This is a genomic window from Alishewanella sp. HL-SH06 (assembly GCF_052656265.1).
The window spans coordinates 2,885,279-2,908,396 of sequence record NZ_CP199752.1; the positions used below are offsets into that span (position 1 = coordinate 2,885,279).

Annotated in this window: 28 protein-coding genes; 1 reads left to right on the plus strand and 27 read right to left on the minus strand. The window is 49.7% G+C overall.

Annotated features, from left to right (window positions below):
* Nucleotides 1-17: 17 nt before the first annotated feature.
* The 10 genes from ACUJFK_RS13290 to ACUJFK_RS13335 all read right to left on the minus strand — a co-directional run bounded on the left by ACUJFK_RS13290 (nucleotide 18) and on the right by ACUJFK_RS13335 (nucleotide 10,842).
* Complete coding sequence (locus tag ACUJFK_RS13290; RefSeq protein ID WP_445425163.1) at nucleotides 18-245, minus strand: hypothetical protein; 228 nt, start codon at nucleotides 243-245, stop codon at nucleotides 18-20.
* Nucleotides 238-1,911, minus strand: coding sequence for a hypothetical protein (locus tag ACUJFK_RS13295; RefSeq protein WP_445425164.1), 1,674 nt, complete (start codon nucleotides 1,909-1,911; stop codon nucleotides 238-240). Before ACUJFK_RS13295 ends, ACUJFK_RS13290 begins: the two co-directional genes overlap by 8 nt.
* A 115-nt stretch (nucleotides 1,912-2,026) precedes the next feature.
* Complete coding sequence (locus ACUJFK_RS13300) at nucleotides 2,027-2,335, minus strand: hypothetical protein (protein WP_445425165.1); 309 nt, start codon at nucleotides 2,333-2,335, stop codon at nucleotides 2,027-2,029.
* A complete protein-coding gene (locus ACUJFK_RS13305; protein WP_445425166.1) occupies nucleotides 2,319-3,338 on the minus strand; it encodes a hypothetical protein in 1,020 nt (339 codons plus the stop codon). Before ACUJFK_RS13305 ends, ACUJFK_RS13300 begins: the two co-directional genes overlap by 17 nt.
* A 10-nt stretch (nucleotides 3,339-3,348) precedes the next feature.
* A complete protein-coding gene (locus ACUJFK_RS13310; protein WP_445425167.1) occupies nucleotides 3,349-5,766 on the minus strand; it encodes a hypothetical protein in 2,418 nt (805 codons plus the stop codon).
* Nucleotides 5,767-5,778: 12 nt separating this feature from the next.
* Nucleotides 5,779-6,153, minus strand: coding sequence for a hypothetical protein (locus tag ACUJFK_RS13315; RefSeq protein ID WP_445425168.1), 375 nt, complete (start codon nucleotides 6,151-6,153; stop codon nucleotides 5,779-5,781).
* Nucleotides 6,150-9,533: a tape measure protein gene (locus tag ACUJFK_RS13320; RefSeq protein WP_445425169.1), complete on the minus strand. Its 3,384-nt coding sequence runs from the start codon at nucleotides 9,531-9,533 to the stop codon at nucleotides 6,150-6,152. The genes ACUJFK_RS13315 and ACUJFK_RS13320 overlap by 4 nt, the downstream gene beginning before the upstream one ends.
* Before the next feature lie 55 nt (nucleotides 9,534-9,588).
* Nucleotides 9,589-10,359 (minus strand): phage antirepressor KilAC domain-containing protein, encoded by a 771-nt coding sequence (locus ACUJFK_RS13325; RefSeq protein ID WP_445425170.1) that lies wholly within the window; start codon nucleotides 10,357-10,359, stop codon nucleotides 9,589-9,591.
* Nucleotides 10,356-10,607, minus strand: coding sequence for a hypothetical protein (locus ACUJFK_RS13330; RefSeq protein ID WP_445425171.1), 252 nt, complete (start codon nucleotides 10,605-10,607; stop codon nucleotides 10,356-10,358). The genes ACUJFK_RS13325 and ACUJFK_RS13330 overlap by 4 nt, the downstream gene beginning before the upstream one ends.
* A gap of 70 nt (nucleotides 10,608-10,677) precedes the next feature.
* A complete protein-coding gene (locus ACUJFK_RS13335) occupies nucleotides 10,678-10,842 on the minus strand; it encodes an Arc family DNA-binding protein (protein ID WP_445425172.1) in 165 nt (54 codons plus the stop codon).
* A 65-nt stretch (nucleotides 10,843-10,907) separates the two neighbouring features.
* Here ACUJFK_RS13335 and ACUJFK_RS13340 point away from each other — a divergent pair, with 65 nt between their 5' ends.
* A complete protein-coding gene (locus ACUJFK_RS13340) occupies nucleotides 10,908-11,183 on the plus strand; it encodes an Arc family DNA-binding protein (protein WP_445425173.1) in 276 nt (91 codons plus the stop codon).
* Between the two features lie 42 nt (nucleotides 11,184-11,225).
* Here ACUJFK_RS13340 and ACUJFK_RS13345 read toward each other — a convergent pair whose 3' ends face one another.
* The 17 genes from ACUJFK_RS13345 to ACUJFK_RS13425 form a co-directional block, all read right to left on the minus strand.
* A complete protein-coding gene (locus tag ACUJFK_RS13345; protein ID WP_445425174.1) occupies nucleotides 11,226-11,651 on the minus strand; it encodes a PH domain-containing protein in 426 nt (141 codons plus the stop codon).
* Nucleotides 11,652-11,722: 71 nt separating this feature from the next.
* A complete protein-coding gene (locus ACUJFK_RS13350) occupies nucleotides 11,723-12,187 on the minus strand; it encodes a hypothetical protein (protein WP_445425175.1) in 465 nt (154 codons plus the stop codon).
* Between the two features lie 105 nt (nucleotides 12,188-12,292).
* Complete coding sequence (locus ACUJFK_RS13355) at nucleotides 12,293-13,027, minus strand: phage tail tube protein (protein ID WP_445425176.1); 735 nt, start codon at nucleotides 13,025-13,027, stop codon at nucleotides 12,293-12,295.
* A 5-nt stretch (nucleotides 13,028-13,032) separates the two neighbouring features.
* A complete protein-coding gene (locus ACUJFK_RS13360; RefSeq protein ID WP_445425177.1) occupies nucleotides 13,033-13,476 on the minus strand; it encodes a hypothetical protein in 444 nt (147 codons plus the stop codon).
* Nucleotides 13,473-14,021 carry a hypothetical protein gene (locus tag ACUJFK_RS13365; RefSeq protein ID WP_445425178.1) on the minus strand — a complete coding sequence of 183 codons (549 nt, stop codon included), beginning with the start codon at nucleotides 14,019-14,021 and terminating at the stop codon, nucleotides 13,473-13,475. Before ACUJFK_RS13365 ends, ACUJFK_RS13360 begins: the two co-directional genes overlap by 4 nt.
* Nucleotides 14,018-14,353, minus strand: coding sequence for a hypothetical protein (locus ACUJFK_RS13370; protein ID WP_445425179.1), 336 nt, complete (start codon nucleotides 14,351-14,353; stop codon nucleotides 14,018-14,020). Before ACUJFK_RS13370 ends, ACUJFK_RS13365 begins: the two co-directional genes overlap by 4 nt.
* 9 nt (nucleotides 14,354-14,362) lie before the next feature.
* Entirely contained in the window at nucleotides 14,363-15,370 is a 1,008-nt protein-coding gene (locus ACUJFK_RS13375) for a major capsid protein (protein ID WP_445425180.1), read from the minus strand.
* 78 nt (nucleotides 15,371-15,448) lie between these two features.
* Complete coding sequence (locus tag ACUJFK_RS13380) at nucleotides 15,449-15,808, minus strand: head decoration protein (RefSeq protein WP_306178032.1); 360 nt, start codon at nucleotides 15,806-15,808, stop codon at nucleotides 15,449-15,451.
* A 72-nt stretch (nucleotides 15,809-15,880) separates the two neighbouring features.
* A complete protein-coding gene (locus ACUJFK_RS13385) occupies nucleotides 15,881-17,254 on the minus strand; it encodes a S49 family peptidase (RefSeq protein ID WP_445425181.1) in 1,374 nt (457 codons plus the stop codon).
* Nucleotides 17,247-18,701 (minus strand): phage portal protein, encoded by a 1,455-nt coding sequence (locus tag ACUJFK_RS13390; protein ID WP_445425182.1) that lies wholly within the window; start codon nucleotides 18,699-18,701, stop codon nucleotides 17,247-17,249. Before ACUJFK_RS13390 ends, ACUJFK_RS13385 begins: the two co-directional genes overlap by 8 nt.
* Nucleotides 18,701-18,904, minus strand: coding sequence for a phage head-tail joining protein (locus tag ACUJFK_RS13395; RefSeq protein ID WP_306178029.1), 204 nt, complete (start codon nucleotides 18,902-18,904; stop codon nucleotides 18,701-18,703). Before ACUJFK_RS13395 ends, ACUJFK_RS13390 begins: the two co-directional genes overlap by 1 nt.
* Complete coding sequence (locus tag ACUJFK_RS13400) at nucleotides 18,905-21,007, minus strand: phage terminase large subunit family protein (RefSeq protein WP_445425183.1); 2,103 nt, start codon at nucleotides 21,005-21,007, stop codon at nucleotides 18,905-18,907.
* The gene (locus ACUJFK_RS13405) at nucleotides 20,997-21,524 is read right to left on the minus strand and encodes a DUF1441 family protein (RefSeq protein ID WP_306178027.1); all 528 of its coding nucleotides are present in this window, start codon (nucleotides 21,522-21,524) and stop codon (nucleotides 20,997-20,999) included. Before ACUJFK_RS13405 ends, ACUJFK_RS13400 begins: the two co-directional genes overlap by 11 nt.
* A gap of 131 nt (nucleotides 21,525-21,655) precedes the next feature.
* The gene (locus tag ACUJFK_RS13410) at nucleotides 21,656-21,997 is read right to left on the minus strand and encodes an HP1 family phage holin (RefSeq protein ID WP_445425184.1); all 342 of its coding nucleotides are present in this window, start codon (nucleotides 21,995-21,997) and stop codon (nucleotides 21,656-21,658) included.
* Entirely contained in the window at nucleotides 21,984-22,232 is a 249-nt protein-coding gene (gene lysC / locus ACUJFK_RS13415) for an Rz1-like lysis system protein LysC (RefSeq protein ID WP_445426787.1), read from the minus strand. The genes ACUJFK_RS13410 and lysC overlap by 14 nt, the downstream gene beginning before the upstream one ends.
* A complete protein-coding gene (locus ACUJFK_RS13420) occupies nucleotides 22,126-22,590 on the minus strand; it encodes a hypothetical protein (protein ID WP_445426809.1) in 465 nt (154 codons plus the stop codon). The genes lysC and ACUJFK_RS13420 overlap by 107 nt, the downstream gene beginning before the upstream one ends.
* On the minus strand, nucleotides 22,591-23,079 hold the full coding sequence (locus tag ACUJFK_RS13425; RefSeq protein ID WP_445425185.1) for a lysozyme: 489 nt from the start codon (nucleotides 23,077-23,079) through the stop codon (nucleotides 22,591-22,593). It abuts the gene before it with no gap.
* Nucleotides 23,080-23,118 lie beyond the last annotated feature (39 nt).

Consider the following 23,118-nt stretch of genomic DNA (forward strand, 5'->3'; position numbering starts at 1 on the left):
TGCTTGGTGGCGCGGCGTTATATGTCGATAGTAAAAAACGGTAAATCGGCGGCTTGGCCGATAATGCGGCCGCCCTCGATGTAGGCACGGCTGTTTACGGCTACACCCTGCCCCAGTACGGTAACAAAGGCATTGGATAACAGCTGCACGGTGCTGGTGCCGTCTGCGTTGTGGCTTACTACGGTGCCAATGGTGCGCGGCTGGCTTTGGGTTAGGCCGCGCAGGCGCTGGTATTGGTTACTCATAGCTGCGGATCACTCCCACCGTTTGGCGTACTGTCATGCTGCCGTCGTTGTTGCGGCTGGCGGTTAGGTTTACGCTGTCTACCATGCCTTTGTAAATGTCGGTTTGCCAGGCTACGCCCAGCAGGGTACCCGGTAGGCATAAGGGCAGATCTTGCATTACGGGCAGTGTGATGCTGATTTGTGTTTTACGGCCACACTCGGCCAGTTCGGCGGTGCCACGTTGGCGGGCGGCCAGTTGATCGGTAATGATGGGATCCACTATGTCGTTGGCCAGTACATCGCCTGCGGTACCGCTGCGCCTTACTTTGCACTCTACGCCTTGTTGCTCGCCCCTTACAAATACGGCGTTACAAGCTGGGGTGCTGGCGGGGCTTTCGCTGTAATTTAAAATAACATCGTCGTGCACTGCTACATCGGCGGTGGCGATGGTGATGCCCCACGGCACGACTGGCCATTGCGGTTTTACGTGTAGGGTGTTGGTGCTGCCGTCGGGGTACAGCATGCCGCCAATGCCTGCCACTATTTGCGCGATGGCTTCAATGGGTGTTTTGTTTTGATAGCTAAAGGCGCCAGCCGGTACGTTAAAGGGCAGCATGTCAAAGTTAAGCGACCAGCCGGTGTTGTCTAGTTCGTCGGTGATTAATGCCGCCACACTTTTGCTGGTGGTGTTGGTGTATGACCTTGCAGCGGCGTTTGGGCTGGCCAGTTCGGCTATGCTGCTGCGGCCGGTGATAGTCCAACTGCTTTGGCCGAAACTGTGGCTCATGCTGCCGTTTTCGGCCAGACCGAACAGTTCGTAACCGTTCACCACTAATTTAAACAGTTGGGGGCCGCCGGTAAGCAGGCGATCACGGTCGATGCGGCTGCCACAATTTAGCGTAATGTTGGCGGCCCAGCTGCTGCGATTAATGGCCCAGCTTGCGCTGATTATGTTGATCTCTAAGTTGTCGCTTACGCGATAGCAGCGAAGCTGTGGCTGCATAATGTAGCTCCTGCGGCGCGCTGGCCGTATTGGGCGGCTAGTGTCTATGGTTGGCACTTCTGGCGATGGCGGCATAAGGCCACCGCCGTTATCTAGCACGCACACGATGGGGTTGTTGGCGTTACTAAAGCGCAGTGTTACGTTGCCCTGCTGTGGTTGGGCAGGGTCTATAAAGCGCAGGGTAACTTTGCCGCTTGGCGGTACATAGTTTTGTGTGCAAATGTAACTGGGTGGCCGTGGGCCATAGGGCAGCCGGTAATAACGGGTTACTTCGCCATCGGTGCGCCAGAGCAGATCAAAGCGTTTGGCGGTGATGCCTGGGTAAATATAACCGGTTTGTAGCTGCTGGGTGTGCAGTGCTGACACGCCCCAGGTGGCCACGTTTTGTTGTTGCTTAAGTGCTGCCATGCGCCAGTGCGTTAGCGTGTGTTGCTGTTGCAGTGGCAGTTGCCGCCAGCGCAGTTTAACTTGCTGTTGCTGCAGTGGGATAACTTGCCAGCCCAGTTGCCAGTGTTGCTGCTTAACCGGTGTTATGGCCCAGTTGGCCGTGGTGTTTAATATAATGGCCGGGGCGCTACTAAAGCGCATGCGCACTTGGGCGGTTATATCGTTACCGCTTTGCCAGTTGGCCGTAACCAGTTGTTGTTTTATCGCTGCCCGCCGATACCGCGCCGCCAGTGCCATAATGGTGTTTGGCAGCCCCTCGGGTAATGGGGGTGGCGGGGGGTGCCGCCAAAGCGCAGTTGGATCGGGCTTTGGGTGCCGCTGTTTAAATATTCAAAACGCAGCTGCACTTGGCTCATGGGTTCAGTGTTACCGTTCTGGCGTCGACCAGCTGGGCTTGTACTTTGTCGTTGCCGGCCATGTTGTAGCTTGGTGTGCCAGCATCGTCGAAGATGATCACCATTAAATCGTTTTTGTTTGTATATTCGATAGGCACAACAAGTTTAACAGGGCTTGTATTTGGCAAAGGCCCTAACCAAACTGGCTCTAAATTTTTTCTGTTGGCGACGCAATAACGCTCAGCAAGTGGATCTAAATCTAACTCTAAAAAACCAATAAAAAGCTGAGCAGTAGTTTTATTAATAACATTAAATAAATGGATCATGCCAATCACCACTTGATTTAATTACCATGTTTGATGCCAAGTTAACACCTGCTGTTTGTAAGGCATGATATTGATCGGTGTTTTCACTAATTACATATGGTAGCTCTTGAGTGTTTGCCACATAAAATTGGGCACAAAATATACCTGGCACAATACCTCTAATATAAGGTCGAGAAAGGCTAACGTTTACAAAATCACCATTTCTATCTAAATTAGCTGCCGTACTTAAACTAATTAAGACAGGTGTTAATAAAAGTGGGAAAACTCTTTGAAAAGCAACAGTGCTAGTAATGCTTGGGTTAGTTGTTCCTGTGTTTAAGCCTGCAGCGAAACCATAACTTACTGAGCTTTGGTTATTATCTGCATCCCAAACTAAAATCCGAGAGCTATCAAATTGAAAATGTGACATTTGACCAATGTTCTGGGCACCACCACCTGTCGCGTTATCACCTGCATTTAAAAGATCCATTACTAACAAAAATCTGCCAGCATCATTTGGCACTGTAGAAAATAAATCACCGGCGTAAAATGAAATTCTCTGGCCAGAAAACCCGCCAGCTGACATTGAAACTACATTATTAGTAAAGTTGTCTGTGCCAAAGTTATAAAAGTAAAAACCAATAGCAGTGCCAATTATTACCCAGCGGGTTACGCCTGTGGCGTAGCTCATTGCACTTAATTTGCCACGACCAAATATAGCGCCTGTTTCATCAATATTTTTGCAATTAGTTGCTCGAATAACCGTTGTATTATTATTTGTTTCTGTATTGCTGTAAAAATACACTGAGCCACCACTACCACCAGCACTTACATTATTGCGCCATGCTGATTTAAATGTTATGGGGTCATAATAAGAGCGCGTCCAACCTAAAGGGGTTTTTGTGCCATATCCATCTACTAGGCATTTTTGCAATACTTCAAAGAACGATGAAATATTACCATTTGATAATTGCGGCGCGCCCGGATCATCCCACCGGTAAACTGTAACTGGATAAGAAGCCATTTTTACTCCGTTAATCCGCGTTGCCGCGGAAGTGTAATCTGATTGAATCTTGCTCTATTTGGCTATGGCCGGCGCTTACGGCGCGCAGTAGCACTAGCGGTTTGGCGGCGGCTTCGGTGTTAAAACGTACACATTCGCCTGCGTTCCAGCCGCCACCCCAGCCTTGTTGCCGAATAACAAAATAGGGTTGGTTGGTATTGGGGTTGATGGGGGCAAAGTCGTTTAGCGTGTCGCCGGTGGCGATTTGCCCTACCCCCTCGCCTATGCAACGAAAGGCGGTGCCGCTGGTAAAAATAATTACCCAGCGCTCGTTAATGGCGCTGCGGTTCTCTACTTCTACCGGGTAATTCAGCTCGTTGTAATTACCATTGGCAGCAGTGCCGGTTATAACATCGCTCCATTCGTTGGCCCAGGTGGTCATGTCGAACAGTACGTTGGCGGCGGCTTGCATATTGCCCAGCACTTGTACGCTGCTAATAACGCTGCCAGCTGGATAGCTGCCCGCCAGTGGCGTGGTAAGTGCAATGGTGTTGCTATTTACAGAAGATACTTGTGCCAACTCGCTGATGGTGTCGGTAATTTCAAACGGGCCAGTAAAGCTGCTGCTGTCGATAATGGTGATTTCACCGGTTGTTTTGTCGTAACTGAAATGCTGATCTAACGGGTGCCATAAACTGGCACCGGTGCTATCTACTATATCAACAAACGCATCTGGCCGTTTTTGCAATACGGTGCCATTGGGTAAGTCTGCCGTTTGGTATTCGGTGTGGCTAATGCTCAGCACACCGTACTGCCGGAACAGTGGCACGTTGCCATTATTTATTAAACGTAACTGGTTAATGCCAAACAGTGCGGCGGGCGGGGTGAGCAGCTGTAATTCGGTTACGGTGTAATTAATACTGCTACGAATAATGGCGTTAGTAAAGGTGAGTGATACCACACTATTGCTGATAGTACCGGTAACGCCTACGCCGGAGATCACGCCGCTGCTATCGGCTGATGCGCTTACTGTGCCACCTGCTGCCAACTGTGCTGTTATGTACAGTGTGTCAGTAAGAATGCTGCTGTAATCTAATACAAAATCTACGGTTGTGGTGGTTTGGCCTGAGGCGGCGCCATTGATGATCACCGCCGTGTAGCTTAAGTTGTTGTAACCATTTACATACTGCGCTACGGCCCCGCTGCTATCAATTAATGCGGCTAACATCCAGGTGAATTGGCCCGTTTGGGCATAAACGCCATCATTGCGCCATTGCGCTGTAAGCAACGAACTGCCGTTTGAAATGGTGCCGCGCAGGGTTGTGCTTACAACCGTATAACCAACCGGTATGGTGTTTTGATTGCTCCACATTTCATACGTAGTGCCATCAAAGTAATAAATGAACACCTCGGATCCGGCGTCGGGCAATTCAGACAAGTTAAACGAAAACTGGCCATTGCTGTAATTACTAATGCTATAACTACGGCTTTTAGGTGTGCCACCCACAACATAATTTACTTTAAACGCGGGTGTGCTGCCCGTGTTGTTACCGTCGAGATCCGCCACACTCGGAATTTCGACAACATAGTTAACCCCAGTTGCAGGAATGATTAACTCGGATCGGTTTAGGCCATCGGTGCTTTCAAACGGCGTATTGTCTGAACGGATAACCGCTTGGGTTAGCTTGGGTAGTAACTGGCCATTAGTATGGGCTACGGCCAACGTTTGGCCACCCGCGCTAACAGGCGAGGTAAGTTCGGTGCTGCCGTGATAAGTAACCGCATCGTTTTGCGTGGTGGCCCGCAACTTAGTGCAACGGGTTTGGCTATTAACGGGAGTGTCGCGCCCAGGTGTAATAAACGGGATACCTGGCGAAAACACTACGTTTGAACCCGTACCACTGCTGACCACTTTAGCGTAATGCGTAAAGCGCGGATACGTTGTGCTTTCGGTGCCCGTATACTCCACACTGATAGCAATGATAGTGCCAGGGGTGAGTGATACCACTAACTGCTCGTTGGTGCCTGCATTACCGCTGCTAAGATCTAGCGCATTAATAAGGTTTTGCCCGGGCACCATTTCTGACAAGCCGCTACGCAATAACAAACCCGCTGTTACGCCTGATTCAATAACGTTAATAATATCAGCGCGGGTGCTGCTGTCGGTAATGGCGGCAGATTCAACCATGATCACATCAACAAGCGGATCCACGGGCGGTTCGTTAATCAGCACGTGGCCATCTTGCAGCAGTGCGGTGTTAGCGGTGCTTACTGCCGGGTACACTTTTACAATGTCTACCGCGCTTTGGGCGTGGTCTATGGCGCTGATGTTGCCAAACACTTCGTTTAGCTGGCCGCTGGTAACTTCGTTACTTGTGCGTTGGCCGCCGGCGTTGGCGTTTTGCGTCATGCGCTGGCTTTTAAATATCTTTAAGTCGGTGCGTAGCATCGGGCGCCCTTTTTAGTCTAGTTTGATCAAGCGCAGCTGCACGTTTACCAGCCAACTGTTGGCAGTTGGGTAGGTTTCGCGGCGCAGTGGCTCGGCGGTTAATGGCTGGTTGCTGTAATCCCACATGCAGTTGTGTGTGCTGCCGTCGGGCAGGGTTACGTTAAAACTGGTGAGGCCTTGTTTAATGTGGGCCAAAAGTGCATCTACTTTGCTTTTTCGGATCCAGTGATCGCCACTGTTCAGCGTGATAGGTTCACCGGCTTGCATAGCGGCTAGCTCGATAATTAGCGCGCCACTGCTGGCATACTGGCTGCTGCTACGATGGGCTGGCCAGTAGGCGTCTGTGCGCACAAAGTCATCATCAAGCACAATGCTGTCGATAATCATAATGAGGTACTCCGGGCGCGTTCGATTTGCGCTAATAACTGATCGGCGGCGCTGATGCTCATGTCGGCGTTATAGCTTTGGCCTTGTAGCTCTAGCACCAGCCGCACGGTGCGGGTAACGCTGCTTGTGCTTGGCGCGGTGCTGGTTACTGGCACAATGGTTTGCGGCAGTTGGCTTACTGTGGGTAAGGCGCTGCTAGCACTTGGGCTGGTTGTGCTGCGGGTGCTGCTGGCGGCTTTGATGTCGTCGGCGGCTTGTTGCTGCTTAATTTTGTAAATTTGCTCGTTCAGTTTTAGCGCTTCTTTGGCGGCGGTTATGGTGGCGGCATCGCCAGTGGCCTGTGCGGCTTCGAGCTTGGCGCGCAGTTCTGCGGTTTTTTGCTCGTAAGCGCGTTTTTCAATGGCGGCTTGGTTGTTGTTTAGGCGGTCTAGTTCGTCTTGCAAACTGCTAACGGTGCCTTGTAACTCGTCGCGGAACGACAATAAGCGCGCTTCGGCATCGGTAATGGCTTGGCGTAGCACGGCCATGTCGTTTTCACCCAGTTCAGTGAAACCGCGATCTACCGCACGGCTGATTTGCGCTAAGTCATTCATGCTGAGTGCAGCGTTGCCAAGCTGCTCAATGTAACCGCGCATCGCCATTGTTTCGCGAATGATCAGTTTTTCACGTTCAAACGCTTCGTTGCTGGCCTGCGCTAAATCTCGCCACCAGATATTGGTAACGCGGTTGTTTTGTACAATAAAGCCTGTTAACTCGTTTAGCCGCTTATTGAGATCTTCTGTAGTGGTTTCAGTAAAATCAAATTCTGTACGTAATGCTTCTTGGGCGCTGGCTAATAGGCTGGTGTACTTAGTTGCGCCCTGTGTGGTGTTCTTAAGCTCTTCAAGCACCTCAACTTGTTCTTCAACAACAACGTTCGTTTGCTCTATTTGCTCGCCAGCATCTTCCTGTACGTCTTTTTGATCGTCAGTTTCTTCATTAACTTCAGGCATCAAGCCTTTTAGTATTTGAATTAAAATAATCTGTTGTTCTAGTTTATTGTTGTAATCTTCGGTTGTAATTGAACCGTTAGTGTAGTTCCTGTTTAATTCATCAACCTGCTGTGTCGCTAACTCATATTCGCGCCGAAGCTGCGCATAACTGCCTTTGCGTAACTGCTCAAGCTTTGCTAGTGTTTGATACTGCCCTTTTAAAAGCGCTTCAGCCTCAATGAGTTTATTGGTCGCTTTGGCTTTTTCTTCAGTTGATGTGGTTGTGTCTTTTAATACTCGCTTATAAAAGTCGATTGATTCTTTGGTTTTGTTAATTTCTGATTGAATAGCGGCAAAGCTCTTACCTTGGCGGCGGGTTAGTTCATCTGATACACCCTGTTTTTTGGCTAACTCTTCAAGCTGATCGGTTAAACCAAGCGTGGCCGCTTCTAAGCGCAACGCTTCTGGCACCATGGTTTTAGTAGCAGCGGCTACTTTTAAAGATGATTCTGCCCATGCCTGGTAAGCTTGCTCAACTTCAAAAGTTGAAACTATGCCCTGCTCTGCACCCAACGCCACGGCATCATAAGTTGCTTTTGCTGCCGCTTCTAGCTCTTGCAAACTACTTAATGTAGTGATGTTGGCCTTTGCCATTAACTGCGCAAGCTCAGCAGATTTACTTGCCCTTTGCTGCTCTGCTGTTTGTACTTCTTCGATGGCTTCTTTTTGTTCGGCCGCATTGTTAACAATGGTTTGCGTGGCCGTGGTGCTTGATGTTGTTATGGCGTTGGTGATTTGCGCCCAGCCAGCGGATATATCTTCGCTGTCTTGGTTAAACTGCTCCCAGTAAGCGTTACGCACTGCCCATATTGCTGCAGCTTGTTCTTCTAGCCTTGCTGCAATGTCATTAGCGCCCACCGCATCAGCTAAATTGCCCAGCGTTGCAATCATTTGCGAAACAGTGCCTGTAAAGGCCGCGGCGGTGAGAAATAACGCAGAAGATAAACCGTTAACAAAAATTCGAACCGAACCAGTTACAATATTAATAAATGTAATTAGGCCACTTACTGATTCGGTAAAGGCTTTAACTGATTCGCCACTGCCTTTAATAAGGCCAGAGAAAAAGTTACTAATATCTTGCGCGGCTTTTTGCAGCTGGCCGTTATTGGCCATTTCGTCAAACTGGGCGTTTAAGTCTTTAAGGAACTGCACAGCAACTTGATAAAGGCCGCTATCTGAAATAAGCTTTTGGAAGTTTTCCCAGTTGTTAGATACAACATTTATTTGCCCGCCAAGCCGATCAAGCCCAGCCTCTGCCATGCCCTCAGCGGCATTGCCCATTGCGGTAACTAAACCAGAAATAGCATCGCGGCCTAACTGGCCAGCGGTACTTAGCTTTTGCAATTCAGCAGTTGATTTGCCTGTTGCTTCTGCTAACAAATCCCAAACAGGCACACCACGCTCAACTAACTGCAAGATTTCTTCACCTTGCAGCTTTTGCTTACCCCATGCTTGCCCTACCGCTAGGATAATACCTTCAAGCTTTTCTTGGCTGCCGCCCATTTTGGCGTTGTAATCAACCAGCGCTTCTAGGCTGCCGTTCATGGGGTCGATGCCGAACGTTTTTAATTGTACGAACGCATCGCGCACACCACTAAGGCGTGTACCAGTGTTCTTGGCAAACTCTTCAACCCAAGCCGTGGCTTGTTCGCCTTGTGCGATACCGCCAAACAAACCAGCAAACTGAAAACTGTAAGATTCTAATTCGTCGGCGGTGCTTAAAATGCCAACTAGGCTATCTTTTAGCTTTCCAAGCCCAATGTAAGCCCCAAAAAAACCAATTAACGCTTTAGTTGCGCCGCCAATTTTGCTGCCAAAGCTTTCTGTAGCAACTTCGGTTTCTTTTAGGGCGGTGCGGGTATCACGCAGTTTGCTCCGGTTTTCGCTTAATGCGTTAGATGTTTGCTTTATTTCATTTTGTAAGCGGTTTTGTTCGTCTGCTAGGCTGTCGGTATCAACACCCGCACCTTTTAATTCAGCTTTTGATCTGGATAACTGCGTTTGCAGCTTGTTGTATTCGGTTTGTAGTTGGCTGGCCGAACGGCTGGCTAACTTTAATGCTTCACTTTGTTCTTTAGTTGGTCGGTCTGCCGCATCCATTTCACGGGCTAGGCGGGTAACTTCGGCACGCGCTAAAGCAAGGCTTTGTTCTGCCTCTTTGGCGTAAAGCTCAATACCTTGCGCCCTTAACAGTTCTGCTTGCGCTTTTTCAAGTGCGCGTAATTGATCAGAGGTTTCTTTGCTTTCAGCCTGTAGCTTCTTTAATTCAGCGGCGGCATTGCTGGCGGTTGGGCTGAATAAGTCCTTGCCGCGCAATACTAAGTCGATGAACTTTTGTTTAACTGACATGTGATGTCCTTAAAATACAGGCATAAAAAAACCCGCCGTGGCGGGCTGTATTTGTTTAACCAGTGGCTGACTGGTTTATCAGTTGCGACAACAAGGCAATACCTTTTGGGGTAACTCTAACTTGCTGCGCCACTTTGTTTGATCCGTCGCTGCGGCTAACCTCTGTAACCTTGTGCTCTAGCAAGCCTCTTTGCACCTTGTCTTGGTAACCCAGCCAGCAAGTTGTACCTGGGCGGCGAAATATCCACTGCTTTTGTTGCAATATGCCAAACAACTCTTTTGGCTTGGTTATTTGCAGCAGCTTTGCCACATCGGTAATGCACATGCTGCCGTCTGATGTTGCGATCCGATCCAGCGCTTCGGCTTTTGGCTTGATCTCTTTGATCTGATCCTCTAGCGCTAGCACTTTTTCGGTATAACCCAGCAGCAAACTGCGCATGGTGGCTGGATCGCTAAGGGCGGCGGCGGGATCAAATTGCGGCACTGGCTGTAAGCGGCCATTGCGGTAATCTAAAAACACCTGGTTAACCTTTAGCTGAAACGCGGGGCTGATCCAGCCTGCGTAAGACACCGCTAACAGTTCGTGGGCAAAGGTGCCGGGGGTTGAACCACCTTTTACAGAATTGATTGCTTTTTCAGCTAACCCCGAATTCGGGGTTTGACTTTCAAGCTCAGATATCAATTCTTGCGCTGATTTATTTTCAAGCCACTTATTTGGAGCTTTATGCTTTTCTGCACAACTAGCTTTATGGAGCGCATTTAAGTTAAAGCGGCCTTGCTCGTCTGTGGTGATCTCGACACCTGCAATTACGGGTAATTTGTTCATTGCAGCACCCCACTATTAAAGTTAGGGATAACGTTTTCCATTTCATCTAGCCTGTCTGCTAATAACCACAGCAGGTTAGCGATTGTTTCAGGGTGCATGCATTGCAAATTATCTGGCATAAGCATTGACGTTATTAATGCCCGAGACTGCACCACCAATTTTGACAAGTTGTCTACGTTATCAATCATGTTAAAGCGGTGGTTCATTTCACGTGTTGCGTCAACACTATTTTCAGCTATACTGGTCATGTTTACTTTCCTTCTGAGTTGGTAAATCCGGCCTCAACTGTTCGCGCAGTTGGGGCTTTCTTTTTTCGGCTCATGCCGCCTCAATGATTACGCCTTCAGCCGCATAGGCTTGGCGTAACCGATACAGTAATTCTGCATTTAATGAGCGACCTTGTTCTTTCGCTATACTTTTAATAACTTTGTGCATTTCTGGCGGCATACGTAACATCATGTCTGTAGTGATTTTGCGTGGCATATTAAGCTCCTTATTAACAATGGTAGCCAGTGGCTACCATTGCAGTATGGTAGCCATGGGCTATCATGTCAATAAATATTTGGAATTTATTTATGACTATTCGAGACCCGCAAATAAACATTCGGTTACCAGCTGAATTAAAAGATAAAATTCACAGATTGGCTTCCGAAAACAAACGCTCTGTTAATGCTGAAGTGGTTGCTGCCATAGAGCATGCCGTTGAACTGCATAGCCGAAGCGAACACGTAAAACCCATAAAGCTAAAAAATGCTACTGGCCAGTTAACTCATGAAGAACTTATAAACAAGATTGTTGAACTACTTAATGCAAATGGCATTTAATAAAAAACCCGCCGAAGCGGGTTGGTTGTTAAAGTAATTTAATTAACTTTTTTGGCTGTCTAAGTATTTAAAAAACTCATTACGAAAACCTAATGGGTTCTTAATGCCTTTTATTGGCGCTTGTGGTGCACCAGCACCACTGAGGACTAAAGACCCAAAATTAAAAATGCGACCGAAAATCCCTTGTTCAACCTGTAAGCTTTCAATTCTATTCAGATTTATTTCTATTGTTTTTCTACTTATAAAACCTGTTTTGGCTACAAGACGCTTGTTTGTAAAAGCCATCTCGGTTGTCTTGTAAATTACAAAAACGTAAATAAAACATAAAATTGAAATAAGCAGTGTCTCAGGGTTGAATAGAAAGAAAAACCCAAAGAACATAGGGATAAACAAAGACCACAAGCTAACTTGGCCTTGAAATATTATTTGTTCACCTTGGCTTATTGTGCTTTCTAAATAACTTGGCATTTTTTGTTATCCTTAACTTATTAATTTGAACAAGTAATTTAAATCATTGAACAATTTTAATACAGATTTATTTAAAGCTTTCTTATCCTTGCCGTTAGCTGATCGATTTGCCTGTTAAGCTCGGCTATGTCGGCATCGTAACGGCTAACTACGGCATTCATTTCTGTTGAAATGCTTTCTAAAAATGTTGCTCCCGCTAAATTGTTTCTAGCGCGGCTTTGCTTTGCTCTTAACGCGGCCAGTTCGGCATTGCGCCGTTTAATGGTGCGCTCTTTTTGGGCGTTAAGCTTTACCAGCTCAATGTTTAAATTGCGCTTATCAATGTTGAGCGATATTTGATCGTACTCGCTCATTGCTGGCTTGCTTGGCGCCAAAGTGCTGATGGTGTTGCCGCCTACGCTGGTGGTTTTAATTTCTACCAGTTCGGCATCATCACCGCACGGCTGCTGGCTGTATATAGCTGAGCCGTTAAAGTCGCACTTGTACACTTGGCTGGTGCTGCTTAGTAACAGCACAAACAGGGTTGTTGTTAGCATATCGTTTTCCTTAACATGAATAATGTACCTTAAATATAGCCAATTATTAATGTTAGGTAAACGTGAAAAAGCCCGGCAGTTTTACGTGCCGGGAATGGCCCAGGGTTAGCTGGCTGCGGTGATGCGGAAGAACTTACTAGTACCAGCCGGTTTGTTCTCGTCTGATAACAGTTCACCGGTTACGGTTGCGGTGGCGAACTCGGTGGTGATCGCGCTAATACCAGTTGGGCTTGGCTTCCAGCGCCAACAGTCGATAACGTGGCGTTTGCCGTTGATGTCGTTTAGGCCGTCAATGACTACATCGCCTTCTTCACCGAACGTTAATAACGCTTGCAGCAAGTAACCTGCTGGCACTTTGTACGTTACTTTGATTTCGTCTAGGGCTTCAATTTCTGAGCCTGTTGGCACGATAATACCGGCTGACGTTACGGTGTAGTTGGGTGTGCCGTTTACGCTGTGCAATGCTGGCACGGCTGCGTCTAGCGCGTCTTTTACCGATACCGCTTGGGTGGTGTCGATCATGTGGTCGACACGGATCAGGCGGTCTAGGTCGCTTACTACGATTTCTTCGTCTGTTACGTCTTGCCCGGTAAGTGTGGTTACTGAGGCGTTGTTTAACAGCGCTAAGTTGGCGGCGTTTAAGCTGGTAATGCCCAGTGCCAAGTTTACTGCGCTGATGCGCTCGTATACGTCGGCGTTGCCGCCACCGCCCCGGTAGTTGGGCAGGGTTTGTTTGTCTACGTCATAAGTGATATCAGCGGCAGAGCAGTTGCCGATATCACGGCCTTTGTAATAAATAACGCCGGAGCCGATAAACGACACCTGAACTGGTTGTGACATGGTTGTTACTCCATAGTTTGGCTATAGCTGGTGGTTAAAATTAGGGATAAACCGGCAAAGGGTTGGCCTGCGCTCGGTTCGATAAAGCGCGTTTCTGCGCCCTCGTTTGGCTGGCCGTTTAATAGGCCGTGCCAGTTGTTGTGCCGATCATCCAGTTGCTGACTAAATAGCGTGCTGCGTAATGTGCTTAAATAGGTTAACAACCGTTCGGGTAGTGTTTCGGGCTCGCCGTTTTCGTGCTCGACCACTTGAATGTGCAATTGCATATCGTCTTTAACCGCTTTGCCTGAATAGTTGGCGTTGGTAAAGATGGGTGCAATGGTGATCAGTGGCCAGTGTTCAACACTGCGCAAGTAACTGCTGGCCCAGCCGCTTTTAACAGTGGCATTAGGGAACGCCTGCTGCAGTTTGGCGGTGGCGGTTTGCAGCACTTGGTGCGCTTTGTTCATAGGTTTAGCCTGCTTACGAAATCATCGAATAGTTCATCGGCGCTGGGTTCTAGCTCGTCGCGGTACCAGCTAAATGCCTGATGCACTGACATACCGTACAAAATGCGGTAATCATCACGGTTTTTGCTGTTACGTATGGCGATGCCCATATTGCCGCCCTCGCTGTCGCCTCGTTTTAAGCGGATAAAAAACGCTTGTTCGATGGTTTTGCTAGGATTGCTGCGTACTACGTTAACGCTAACACCGGCTGTGCGTTGCGGAACGGTTTTGCCTGCTTTGTATTGCTGAGTGGCACCAAAGCGCGCCAACATAGTGCCGCGCATGCGGGCGCTGATGATTGATTCGAGGTTTTTCGGGTTCGCACGGGTGCGCACGGTTAGGTTTTCGGTTACGTAGCTGCGCTCTAGCTTATAGCGGCCACTGATGGCGTTTATGGCATCGAGCCGTAACTGGCTGGCGGCCGCGTTGAGCGTTTCGGCCATGGCGCGTTGGCTGTCGGCGGCCAGTGTGCGTAAGAACTGATCAGCATCATCGATGCTGTTCATACGACATACCAGTTTATAAAGTGATCGTTGTTGATTCCCGCACGGCTAAACTTGCGCAAATCGGCGGGCTGATCTAGGCGGTAAAACTTGCCTTTATGTTTAACAAACAGGCCACTGCGTAAGTGCGGCAGCATGGTGTTATCCATTTTGATCACTTTTAAATCGATGTTCATGAGATCCATGTCGGCCGCTTCTTCGGTGCGTTCTAAAAACACACCGTTGAAGCTGCGCAACTTGGTGGCACGATCAGCCGCGTACAGCTCCATCTGCTCGCCAAACTGGTTAAGCACCGCCCCTTTTACCAGGGCGGCGGCTGCGCTAAAGCGCGACATGGCCTAACCTTACGCCGGTAACTTGAAACGGCGAATGGCTGATGGGCGTGTGCAGAAGTAAAACGGGTTACTTTGCGCTTCGCCACGGATGCCTTTGCCCAAGTCGGCCAGCTCGGTTTTGGCGTAGAATGGCAAGCCCAGTGTGCCCACAGTTTCTACGTAATCGGCTGGGGCGTTGTGGCCCATGAATAAACCCGGTGACATGGGGATTAAGTACGCCATATCGGGTTCGATAAAGGGCACTTCTTCGCCAGCTTCGTTGTTTACTGCAGCGTCATACGCAAACACGGTGACATTGTGGAAGTTTAAGCCATCTGTCATGTCGTCTACTAAGTCGTTGCTGTTGCCGTTTTTGTTGGCCAGCGCTTTGGTTACGTCGTCTGCTTGGCTGAATGCGTCGAAGAACTCAGGGCCACACATTAATAACCAACGCTGCACCATGCCTTGGCCAAGGTTTTTGCGCGCGGCGGTTTTACCTGCGGTTAATAACGCTTTGGCGTTTTTGGTGGCAGGGTTGTACTCAACCGCTGTGTTGGTGATGCCAAAGGCGGCATCTAGGTCGACCAGCAGATCGCCGTTACCGTCTAACACCTTGCCTGTTACAGCACCTGCGCGCATTAATTCGCGGGTAGCGACTAAGCGGTTACGGGCATGCAATAAGTGCTTGTTAACCACGGTTTGCACCGCTTCGACTTCGGTTTGCGTACCAAAAGCGCGAGTATTGGTGATCTCGTCGGCTTTAATGTTAAGCGGTACGGGTAAGTGAACGGTGCTTAACGTGATTTTTTTGCGGTTGGCTTTACGCTGACCTTGCACTGATTCGCCACGTTCGCCTGGCATAACCAGCGTTAATACTTCGCCGTCGTATTCCAGTTGAAACGTGGTGGTGTTAATGCCTGATTCGGCAAACAGGCCTAAGCTGGCCAGCAGGGTTGGCGCAGATTGCGCTTCGTTAATGCCGGCTGTCAGGCTTGATACCTGAAAGTGTGGATCGGCCATAAACTGTTGTAAGTTCATACTGTGTTTCCTTAATTAGCGGATTTTTGCAATAAAAAAACCCGCTAGAGCGGGTTGTTCAGTTGGTAGGGTTAAACGTTAGCCGCGAACGACAATATGATTTTTGGCTAGCTCCGCCACGGCACCGAGCACTTGGCCAGCAGTTGCGGTAGCAGGCCAGATTAAACCGTTCATGTTGACTTCGGTTAAACGTGAGCTGTAAACGCCTTTTACGTCTGCTGCTGTGGCATCAACGTAAGCGTAGGTAATGCCTTTAGCCAGTTCTGCGCCGCTGTTTGCGGCAAAGTCAAGCTTAACGGCTTTAGACGCTACAATGCCAAATGCTTCACCTGGTAAAAATTTACCGCCAGTGAATAAAATGGTATCGCGGCTGATTGAACCGACTTCTGATTTGATGTACTGCCCGGCGCGGGGCAGTTCTGTTGTAACTTGTGACATAATGTTGTCCTCTTCGCCCCTGCGGGCATGTTAGTAACGCCCCAATGGGCAGGTTTAAAAAAAGTGGGTTGCTTATAGCCGTGCTGGATCAGCGTAGGCGGTTTTGGCATTCGGTTGTTTTACTGCGGCTTCGGTAACCACTTGCTTGCTGCTGTTTACTTCACGATCTTCACCGTGTGCGGTGGCAGCAGTTAACGCGACTTGCAGCATGGCGGCTGGGTCGTCGAGCTTGGCTGATACGTCTGCAAACATGTGGCTTAAGTTGGCGGCGGCTAAGGTATCGCGAACACCACTAAGCGCCGTTAATCGGGCTTTTACACCTTCTTCGGTTAGCTTAGCTTTTACTAAGCGGCCAATTTGATCGCTCATGTTGGCCTGTTCGCACAGCTCAATTACCATGTCGGCACTGGCAGTTGCGGCAATTGCGGCAACTTCTGGCGTGGTAACGGCTGATTCTTGCGTGGCCGATTCGGAAGTGGCCGCAGGGTTTGGTGCAGTGGCTGCCGGGGCAGCGCTTTGGGTTGCAGCTGCTGCTGCTGGTTGAGCTACTGACATGGTGGTTGTTCCTGTAGTTAAGGTGCGAGTGAATGTTTTGCAATGTTCGGCGAGCATGGCAACGCCATCGGCGCTGTGAACTAACTCGTCGGCTAATCCAATATCTACCGCTTTTTGCCCCTCGTAGGTGGCTGCTTCGGTGTCGAGAATGCTTTGCAGTGGCATGCCGGTATAGCTCGCCACTTTGTTGGCAAATTTATTGCGGGTGTCGTTTAAGTCTGCTTGCCAACGGTCGGCAACGTCTTTGGGTAAGTTTTGATAGGGGTTGCCATCGACTTTGCGATCACCTGCGTGTAATAGGGTGATTTCTAAGCCGGCGTCTTTTAAATATTGTTCGTAACTGGTGTGCGCGACTACTACGCCAATGCTGCCAACAATGCCGGTTTGGGTTACTAAGCGACGGCTGGCGGCTGACGCCAGTAACTGGCCTGCGCTGCAGTTCATGTCGTTGGCAATGGCCCACACGGGTTTAATTTTGCTGGCACGGTGAATAAGGTCTGCACAATCAAAGGCACCCATAACGCTGCCGCCCGGGGTGTGCATATCTAAATAAATGCCTTTTACGTCTGGATCGCTAATGGCTTGCTCGATGGCATAGCTGATCACGTTATAACCCATCATCCAGCTGTACCAACCTTGCTTATGCGCTAGTGCGCCACGAACACTGAGCGCGGCCACGCCATTGCTAATTTCGTAAAAGCGATAAGCGCCCGTTACTGGGTGATAACGGCTGCTGTCGGCAACCTGTTTGGCTTTTTCGTGCAGTTGCGGTTCGTTGTCGCCACTGATAATGCGTTGACGCAGATCGGCAATAAAGCTTTTGGCGTGGCTGATCTCCATCAGCAGCGGCTGATTAATCATGCTGGCCGCTAGTAATTGCAATTTACTCATCGTTGTTATCCTTTTGCCGTTGCTGCTGGCTGCGGTCGCCGCGATTATTGCGGGCCACTTTGTTGCGTTCTTGAATGTCGGTGAGGTCGTCGCCGCTTTCTGCTACCACGTCCTCATGTGCCACTAAGTCGGCATCGATGGCGTTGATCTTCGCTTCCACATCGATATTCGGGTTAATGTATGGCCAGCCATGCGGGCACCAGGTGTGTTGGTGGTATTCGTTCATTTGTGTAGCGTAGCCCGGCATGTTAATGCGGCCAGCTAATACGGCGCGGTTGAGCCAGTGCCAACGCATCCAGCGCATAACTTGCGGGATCATTAGGTGCCACTGGTCCATTTGGATGCGGCGCCTAAATTCATTTAACACGGCGCGCACTAGGCGATCGTTGACTTTTTCCCAGTCGCCGGTTAAGAGTTCATAAGGCATATCCATGCCAGCGGCTTGCATTAGTGATTGCCAGCGCATAAAGTCGCCATAGCCTTGGCCGGTGTCGTCGCCTTTGAATAAGTCGATACGTTCACCGGGTAGCAGTTCGAGCATGGTGCCTGCTTCTACTTGGCCCGCTTTCATTACGCTGTTGTCGTCTAATGGCTCGCCGGTGATCGGGTCAAACAAATAATCTTCTTCGGATATGTTTTCGCGATAGATGGCACCGGTATACGGTGCGCGGGTTTGTTTGCGTACCAGTTCGGCATCGTCGTAACTGTCAAACGTTTGTGCTTTTACTAAACTGGCGGCACTGTCGGGTTCGCCACGAATTTGCCCAGGGTGTAACGGGTTAAAGTGGTGGGCCACTTCGTTGGCCGGAACACGCACCAAGTTAGCCAGTGAGGCCTGATAATTGTACATTTCGCCTGGGTGTTCGCGGTACATGTGGTAGGCCACACGCTGGCCGCTGCGGTTAAACTCGATACCCGCTATGATGCGGTTGCCATTGCCCAGTGTGTCGTTGTATTCCAGTGGCACAAAATCGGCTTCGAGCACTTGAAACTGGATCGGAACTAACAGGTTACTGTTAGCACTGCGGTAACGGGCACGAATAAAGCATTCGCCGGATAAACGGCGGGCACGGCTAATTTGTGCCTGCATACCGTACACATCAAGGTTGCCCTCTGGGTCAAACTGAAAGCAGCTGTCATCCCATAGCTTGTTTATGGCTTTGCGTAATTCCAGATCGGCACATTTAGCGCGGGGCGTAATGCCGATGCCGATTTCGTTGGTTACTTTCTTTTCAATGCCGCTGCGCAGTAATGGCATGTTGCGATGGCCGGCGCGGCTGCGATTGCGTAATGTGCTTAATGCGTAATTGAGCAAGGTGTTAATGCCGGTGCCTGGTGCGTAAACGCCACCCATGCGGCGGCCATAACTGGCCCCTTGATAGGCGCTATTGCCCATCATAAGCGGCTGGCCATTTAACCCGACAATTACAGATTTACGATAGCTCATTACAGCCCCTTGTTAACGCGCATCACATAGCCCATGCGCCGTGGCTTTGGGGCTGGGTTTAATTGCTGCTCTATGTTGCGGATCACGCGCTCCATTTCTTCCAGTGAGCGGTAGCTGAGCTCGTCACCACTAGACAAACGGATCTTGGTTAATCCGCTGGCGTAGGCTTTTTTTAATTCTTGCAGCTGCTGATCGCTGTACATTTATGACCTAAACCTTACCCTGCGCTGTCGCGGTGCTGCAGCGGCCAGTTTGGCTGCTGGGGCACGGTTTTGCGCGTCGGGATGATAGACGTTTGTGTTTGTTTCCCACTGCTGCGCCCAGCGCGGCGGGGATAACCAGAATTTGGGTTTGTGCGTTTGTAGCTGATACTGCGCGGCCTCGTTATAGCAGAGCAGATCCCATGCTTCGTTTGGCCGCTTTTTGTTGGCGCGCTCCCAGTTGCCCTGATTGTCGCGGCCTTCGGCTGTCAGTTCTTCATAAAACCAGTTACCGAGCCAGTCAGGGAAATGGATATAACCCGCCCCCGCGCTTTCGCGCTCTAGCTTGTTGCTTACATTGTCTTTTAGCTTGTTGGTGGCCAATATGTGCAGCGGCACATCGCCTTTAGCGTTGGCTTTGCGATCAGCCCGTTTGGTGTTGTCGGGGTAGCTGATCTTAACCATTTCAGGCTGCGCTTTGCTGCCGCCCTTAACCAGCATCAGTTTGTGGTGGCGGCCTTCGGTGCGCAGTTTGCGGTAATAGCCATAGGCGTTATCTGATACGCCATCTTCACCACCGTGATCGCAGACCATTAGGTGAACGTGCATTTCACGGCCGCTGTTATCGTCTAGCGGATAACCGCGATCCAGTATTAGTTTACTGAGCTGCTGCCAGTCCTCGGGGTAACCCGCTGGGTCGATTTGATGATAACGCTCGTTGGATTCGGTGGCGTTTTCATCTTTTACCCTGGCAGATAGCCGCACGTTGTACCGGTCAATTAGCCAGCGTTCGTGTTCGCTGTTGCCGTGCACCTGAACAACAAAGCGGCGGTCTTTACCGGCTTGCACATCGACACAGGCCACCAAAAACAACACACCTTCTGGCACATGCCGCTTGGTGCTGACTTCGGCGCGCTCGGCTAGTCTGTCGGCGTTGCGTTTGCGATCTGACTTTTGGTAGCTGTATGCGCGGCCTTGGTCAGTGTTAACTGTGGCTTTTAGCTTTTCTTGGCTGCCAGTGGTTTCAAAGTCGCGCACGGCTGACAGGTAGTTGTAAACTAACTGCTCCCAGCTTTGGAAGCTGGCCGCGGGGCCTTGCATCCAGTAGCTGACAAAATCGGTGTCGATGGGCGTGCCGGTGATAATGCCGGCGGCCGATATGCTGCAGCGTTCGGGTACCCAGCGGCTTTGCATCATCATGCTGTGTTTCGATAGCTGTGTTATTTCGCTATCGCCGCAATGTGGGCACACGCATGTTACCGTTCGGCTGGCTTTGCGAATGTCGGGTTCGCTGGTATCCCAGCGCAGTTGTGACCAGTTAGCCGGGAAAAACTCACCGCAACTTGGGCATGGCCAATACAGCACACGCCGATCACCCAAGTTATACAATGCGCCGATACCCATCGTAGGCGGGAACGCATGCGGTTCACCTGGGCTGGGTAGCCAATCAGGATCCAGCACTTCGTAACCTGGGCTACTTTCAGCCAGTGCCATGCCGCGGCTGCGGTATGACTGGGTGCGCTTAAGTGCTAAGTCGAAGCCGCTGCCCTCGCCCTCAACATCGAGCATGGTGGCGGTGCGGTCGTAATCGGTGATGGCAACACGCCGCCATTCACTGCTAGCAAATATTGATTTGGCAGGCCAAGCTATCTTGAGATAGTTGCCCGCCCGAAATACTTTGTCGTGTAAGTTGTTATCGTGGCCGCGTGGGCTAAGCAGCGGTTGTAAGCCTGGCGAGTTTTCGAGCATAGGCCCGATCCGCTTCTTGCTAAACTCTGCCGCTTTTTCTTTGGTGATTTGCACCACCAGCATGTCGCTGGGGTCGCATTTCACATCGTAGCCAATAAAGCCATCGATCAAAGCTTGGCTTTTGCCGGTTCGTGCTGGGCCAACGAATATTAAGCCGCGATGCTTGCGACTGCTAAGCATATCTAGCGGTTCGCGCATATACGGCGTGGTTTCGATATCCCACTGGCCCCAGTTGCCAGAGGGCAACTTAACACGCACATGCTCTTGCACTGCTTCGGTAACTGACATGCGAATTGGCGGTTTTAATAAACTCGCTATGTCGCGCTTAATACGCTGAGCATCGCCGCTATTCATCATCGTCGCTGTCGTCCGGCTCGATATCAGCCCCGCCACGAATTGCGTTTAAATACATTTCTTCGCGTAGGCCATCAATGATGCGTTGCACTCGTTCGAGCGCGTCACCGGATAAACCCACTTTTGATTCGAGTTCATCAATAAGGCTGTCGAGTGGGTTCACCACGGCTTTCACCAGGTCGGCATAGCCGCGGGCAACTTCTGCAGCGGGCACTAATTCTTTTAATTCGGTTTCGAGCTTGAGCCGTTCGCGTTCTGACTGATACCAGTCTTTGCGATCTTTGGGCAGCATGTTCGCGGGGTCGAGTTCGTCACCCGGTACCGCTGTTCGCGTTTCGCCAAAGAGTGCGGGGCCAATGTCACGCAATAAATACGTGGGGTGCCCTTTGCGCAGGCCAGCTGGCTCGGCGCGTGAATCTTTTATTCGCGCAGAAACGGTGCGTCGGTCTAGGCCAAACGCCTCGGCTATTCTACTAATTGACCAGGCGTAGGCATCATCAATACTGTGTAATGTACCCATGCCATGGCGATCATCTTGTTAGTTGGTTTGATGCTAGCAAATGCGCAGGTCGCGCAACCCGCTAACCCGTATGGATATTGAGGATCCTTAATGCTGTGGTGGATCACATTAAAACGCCGAAAAAAATTGTTTTACCGCGCCTCTTCGCCCCCTCGGTGCGGGTCTGAATCGTCAGGGTCCCCTGCCAACTGGTTGACCAGCTTGCCAGAGGTAGCGAGCTCGCTTTGTTTAAGCAGTTCCATCTTCAACAGGTGCTGCTGGCGTCGCCACTCGTGCTGCTCCAACTCCAACCGATGCCGGCGGCGATGGAAGAACCACGAGATAAAGAATGTAAGCAGAGTAAATGCAATACCAATAAGCAGTGCGATGTCATTAAGTGACAGCATGCCACCGAGTGCAGTAGTGCCACTAACTCCGTAGCTTATGCCTGTTACTGTTCTGTCCATTGTATAGCTCATGTTATTGGTCATCATTGCGGTAAGTGCTCATGCGCTCTGCCCAGTCTATCAACCGGATGCTGCTGGCATCGCAACTATCAATAGCTGCTTCGAGCCGCTTAATATAGTTAAGCAGGTCCAGATTAGTGTTGATGGCATAACGTTCACTTAACTGGCAGCGCTGCAGATAATCCTGAGGCGGCAGCAGCGGCTTGGTTACCGTCACTGTGATCACTTTCGGTTCTGGCATACTTGAGCATGCCGATAACATCAGCAGGCACAGCAGTATCAATCCAGTTCCGAACAGTTTCATTTTCGGTTTGCCTCAGTGTTTGGATTGAATCCATATCAGATACCAATTGCTTTTGGATCCGATCTAGATTCGCTTTGTAATTGGAATTCAATTCAGAAATGGTTTGTCTTTCTTTTAAAAGCCGATCCGTTTCCGATTGCAATTGATTTATGTTTGAAAGCAATCTTGAATTCAAATCCGTTTGAGCATCCAGTTCAATTGAAAGCGATTTGATTTTAGATTCGGCATTAGTCTTATTCGATTTGTTAGCGAAACCAAAGCCAACCGAAACTAAAAGCAAAATCAAAATCAAATAGTTTTTAACGTTATTGAACATTCAACTACCCACTGCATTCAGATCACGTAAGCACATCTGCAGTTCATGCTCTCGCCTATTAACTAAACCCTTTAAGCGTTTGCCATTGGCATACACCCAGCGCGTAAGCTGGTGGCAAGCATCAACACGATGATTGGCATTTAAAAGCTTTAACAATGTAGAGGAACGAAACGAACCCGCCCCCACGTTGTAATGGAATGACAAGTAAGCAACATGCTCGCCATCAGTAAGCGGTACCTTAACGGCCGCCATAAGCTGCTTGTTATGCTCTAGCAGATCAGCTGCCAACATATATAAGCATTCATCTTCTGAAAATGTTTGGCCTGCAGTTACATGCTTGCCTGTGCTGCCATAGCAGGCAGTCATAATGCCGGCAGGATCAATGTAAGAACCCAGCACCTCACCCTCGTGTAGTGCAATGTAACCGCCAGAGACAGCTAACACTGCAGCCAACCCCAGCGCGCTTAAGCGTGCTGATATGGATTTCATTTTGGGTTTCCAGAAAAAGAAAAACCCCGGTGAGGTCCG

Coding starts and splice junctions, on each gene's coding strand:
- ACUJFK_RS13290 (WP_445425163.1), bottom strand. CDS start 245: ATGAGTAACCAATACCAGCGCCTGCGCGGCCTAACCCAAAGCCAGCCG.
- ACUJFK_RS13295 (WP_445425164.1), bottom strand. CDS start 1,911: ATGGCACTGGCGGCGCGGTATCGGCGGGCAGCGATAAAACAACAACTG.
- ACUJFK_RS13300 (WP_445425165.1), bottom strand. CDS start 2,335: ATGATCCATTTATTTAATGTTATTAATAAAACTACTGCTCAGCTTTTT.
- ACUJFK_RS13305 (WP_445425166.1), bottom strand. CDS start 3,338: ATGGCTTCTTATCCAGTTACAGTTTACCGGTGGGATGATCCGGGCGCG.
- ACUJFK_RS13310 (WP_445425167.1), bottom strand. CDS start 5,766: ATGCTACGCACCGACTTAAAGATATTTAAAAGCCAGCGCATGACGCAA.
- ACUJFK_RS13315 (WP_445425168.1), bottom strand. CDS start 6,153: ATGATTATCGACAGCATTGTGCTTGATGATGACTTTGTGCGCACAGAC.
- ACUJFK_RS13320 (WP_445425169.1), bottom strand. CDS start 9,533: ATGTCAGTTAAACAAAAGTTCATCGACTTAGTATTGCGCGGCAAGGAC.
- ACUJFK_RS13325 (WP_445425170.1), bottom strand. CDS start 10,359: ATGAACAAATTACCCGTAATTGCAGGTGTCGAGATCACCACAGACGAG.
- ACUJFK_RS13330 (WP_445425171.1), bottom strand. CDS start 10,607: ATGACCAGTATAGCTGAAAATAGTGTTGACGCAACACGTGAAATGAAC.
- ACUJFK_RS13335 (WP_445425172.1), bottom strand. CDS start 10,842: ATGCCACGCAAAATCACTACAGACATGATGTTACGTATGCCGCCAGAA.
- ACUJFK_RS13340 (WP_445425173.1), top strand. CDS start 10,908: ATGTCAATAAATATTTGGAATTTATTTATGACTATTCGAGACCCGCAA.
- ACUJFK_RS13345 (WP_445425174.1), bottom strand. CDS start 11,651: ATGCCAAGTTATTTAGAAAGCACAATAAGCCAAGGTGAACAAATAATA.
- ACUJFK_RS13350 (WP_445425175.1), bottom strand. CDS start 12,187: ATGCTAACAACAACCCTGTTTGTGCTGTTACTAAGCAGCACCAGCCAA.
- ACUJFK_RS13355 (WP_445425176.1), bottom strand. CDS start 13,027: ATGTCACAACCAGTTCAGGTGTCGTTTATCGGCTCCGGCGTTATTTAT.
- ACUJFK_RS13360 (WP_445425177.1), bottom strand. CDS start 13,476: ATGAACAAAGCGCACCAAGTGCTGCAAACCGCCACCGCCAAACTGCAG.
- ACUJFK_RS13365 (WP_445425178.1), bottom strand. CDS start 14,021: ATGAACAGCATCGATGATGCTGATCAGTTCTTACGCACACTGGCCGCC.
- ACUJFK_RS13370 (WP_445425179.1), bottom strand. CDS start 14,353: ATGTCGCGCTTTAGCGCAGCCGCCGCCCTGGTAAAAGGGGCGGTGCTT.
- ACUJFK_RS13375 (WP_445425180.1), bottom strand. CDS start 15,370: ATGAACTTACAACAGTTTATGGCCGATCCACACTTTCAGGTATCAAGC.
- ACUJFK_RS13380 (WP_306178032.1), bottom strand. CDS start 15,808: ATGTCACAAGTTACAACAGAACTGCCCCGCGCCGGGCAGTACATCAAA.
- ACUJFK_RS13385 (WP_445425181.1), bottom strand. CDS start 17,254: ATGAGTAAATTGCAATTACTAGCGGCCAGCATGATTAATCAGCCGCTG.
- ACUJFK_RS13390 (WP_445425182.1), bottom strand. CDS start 18,701: ATGAGCTATCGTAAATCTGTAATTGTCGGGTTAAATGGCCAGCCGCTT.
- ACUJFK_RS13395 (WP_306178029.1), bottom strand. CDS start 18,904: ATGTACAGCGATCAGCAGCTGCAAGAATTAAAAAAAGCCTACGCCAGC.
- ACUJFK_RS13400 (WP_445425183.1), bottom strand. CDS start 21,007: ATGATGAATAGCGGCGATGCTCAGCGTATTAAGCGCGACATAGCGAGT.
- ACUJFK_RS13405 (WP_306178027.1), bottom strand. CDS start 21,524: ATGGGTACATTACACAGTATTGATGATGCCTACGCCTGGTCAATTAGT.
- ACUJFK_RS13410 (WP_445425184.1), bottom strand. CDS start 21,997: ATGATGACCAATAACATGAGCTATACAATGGACAGAACAGTAACAGGC.
- lysC (WP_445426787.1), bottom strand. CDS start 22,232: ATGTTATCGGCATGCTCAAGTATGCCAGAACCGAAAGTGATCACAGTG.
- ACUJFK_RS13420 (WP_445426809.1), bottom strand. CDS start 22,590: ATGTTCAATAACGTTAAAAACTATTTGATTTTGATTTTGCTTTTAGTT.
- ACUJFK_RS13425 (WP_445425185.1), bottom strand. CDS start 23,079: ATGAAATCCATATCAGCACGCTTAAGCGCGCTGGGGTTGGCTGCAGTG.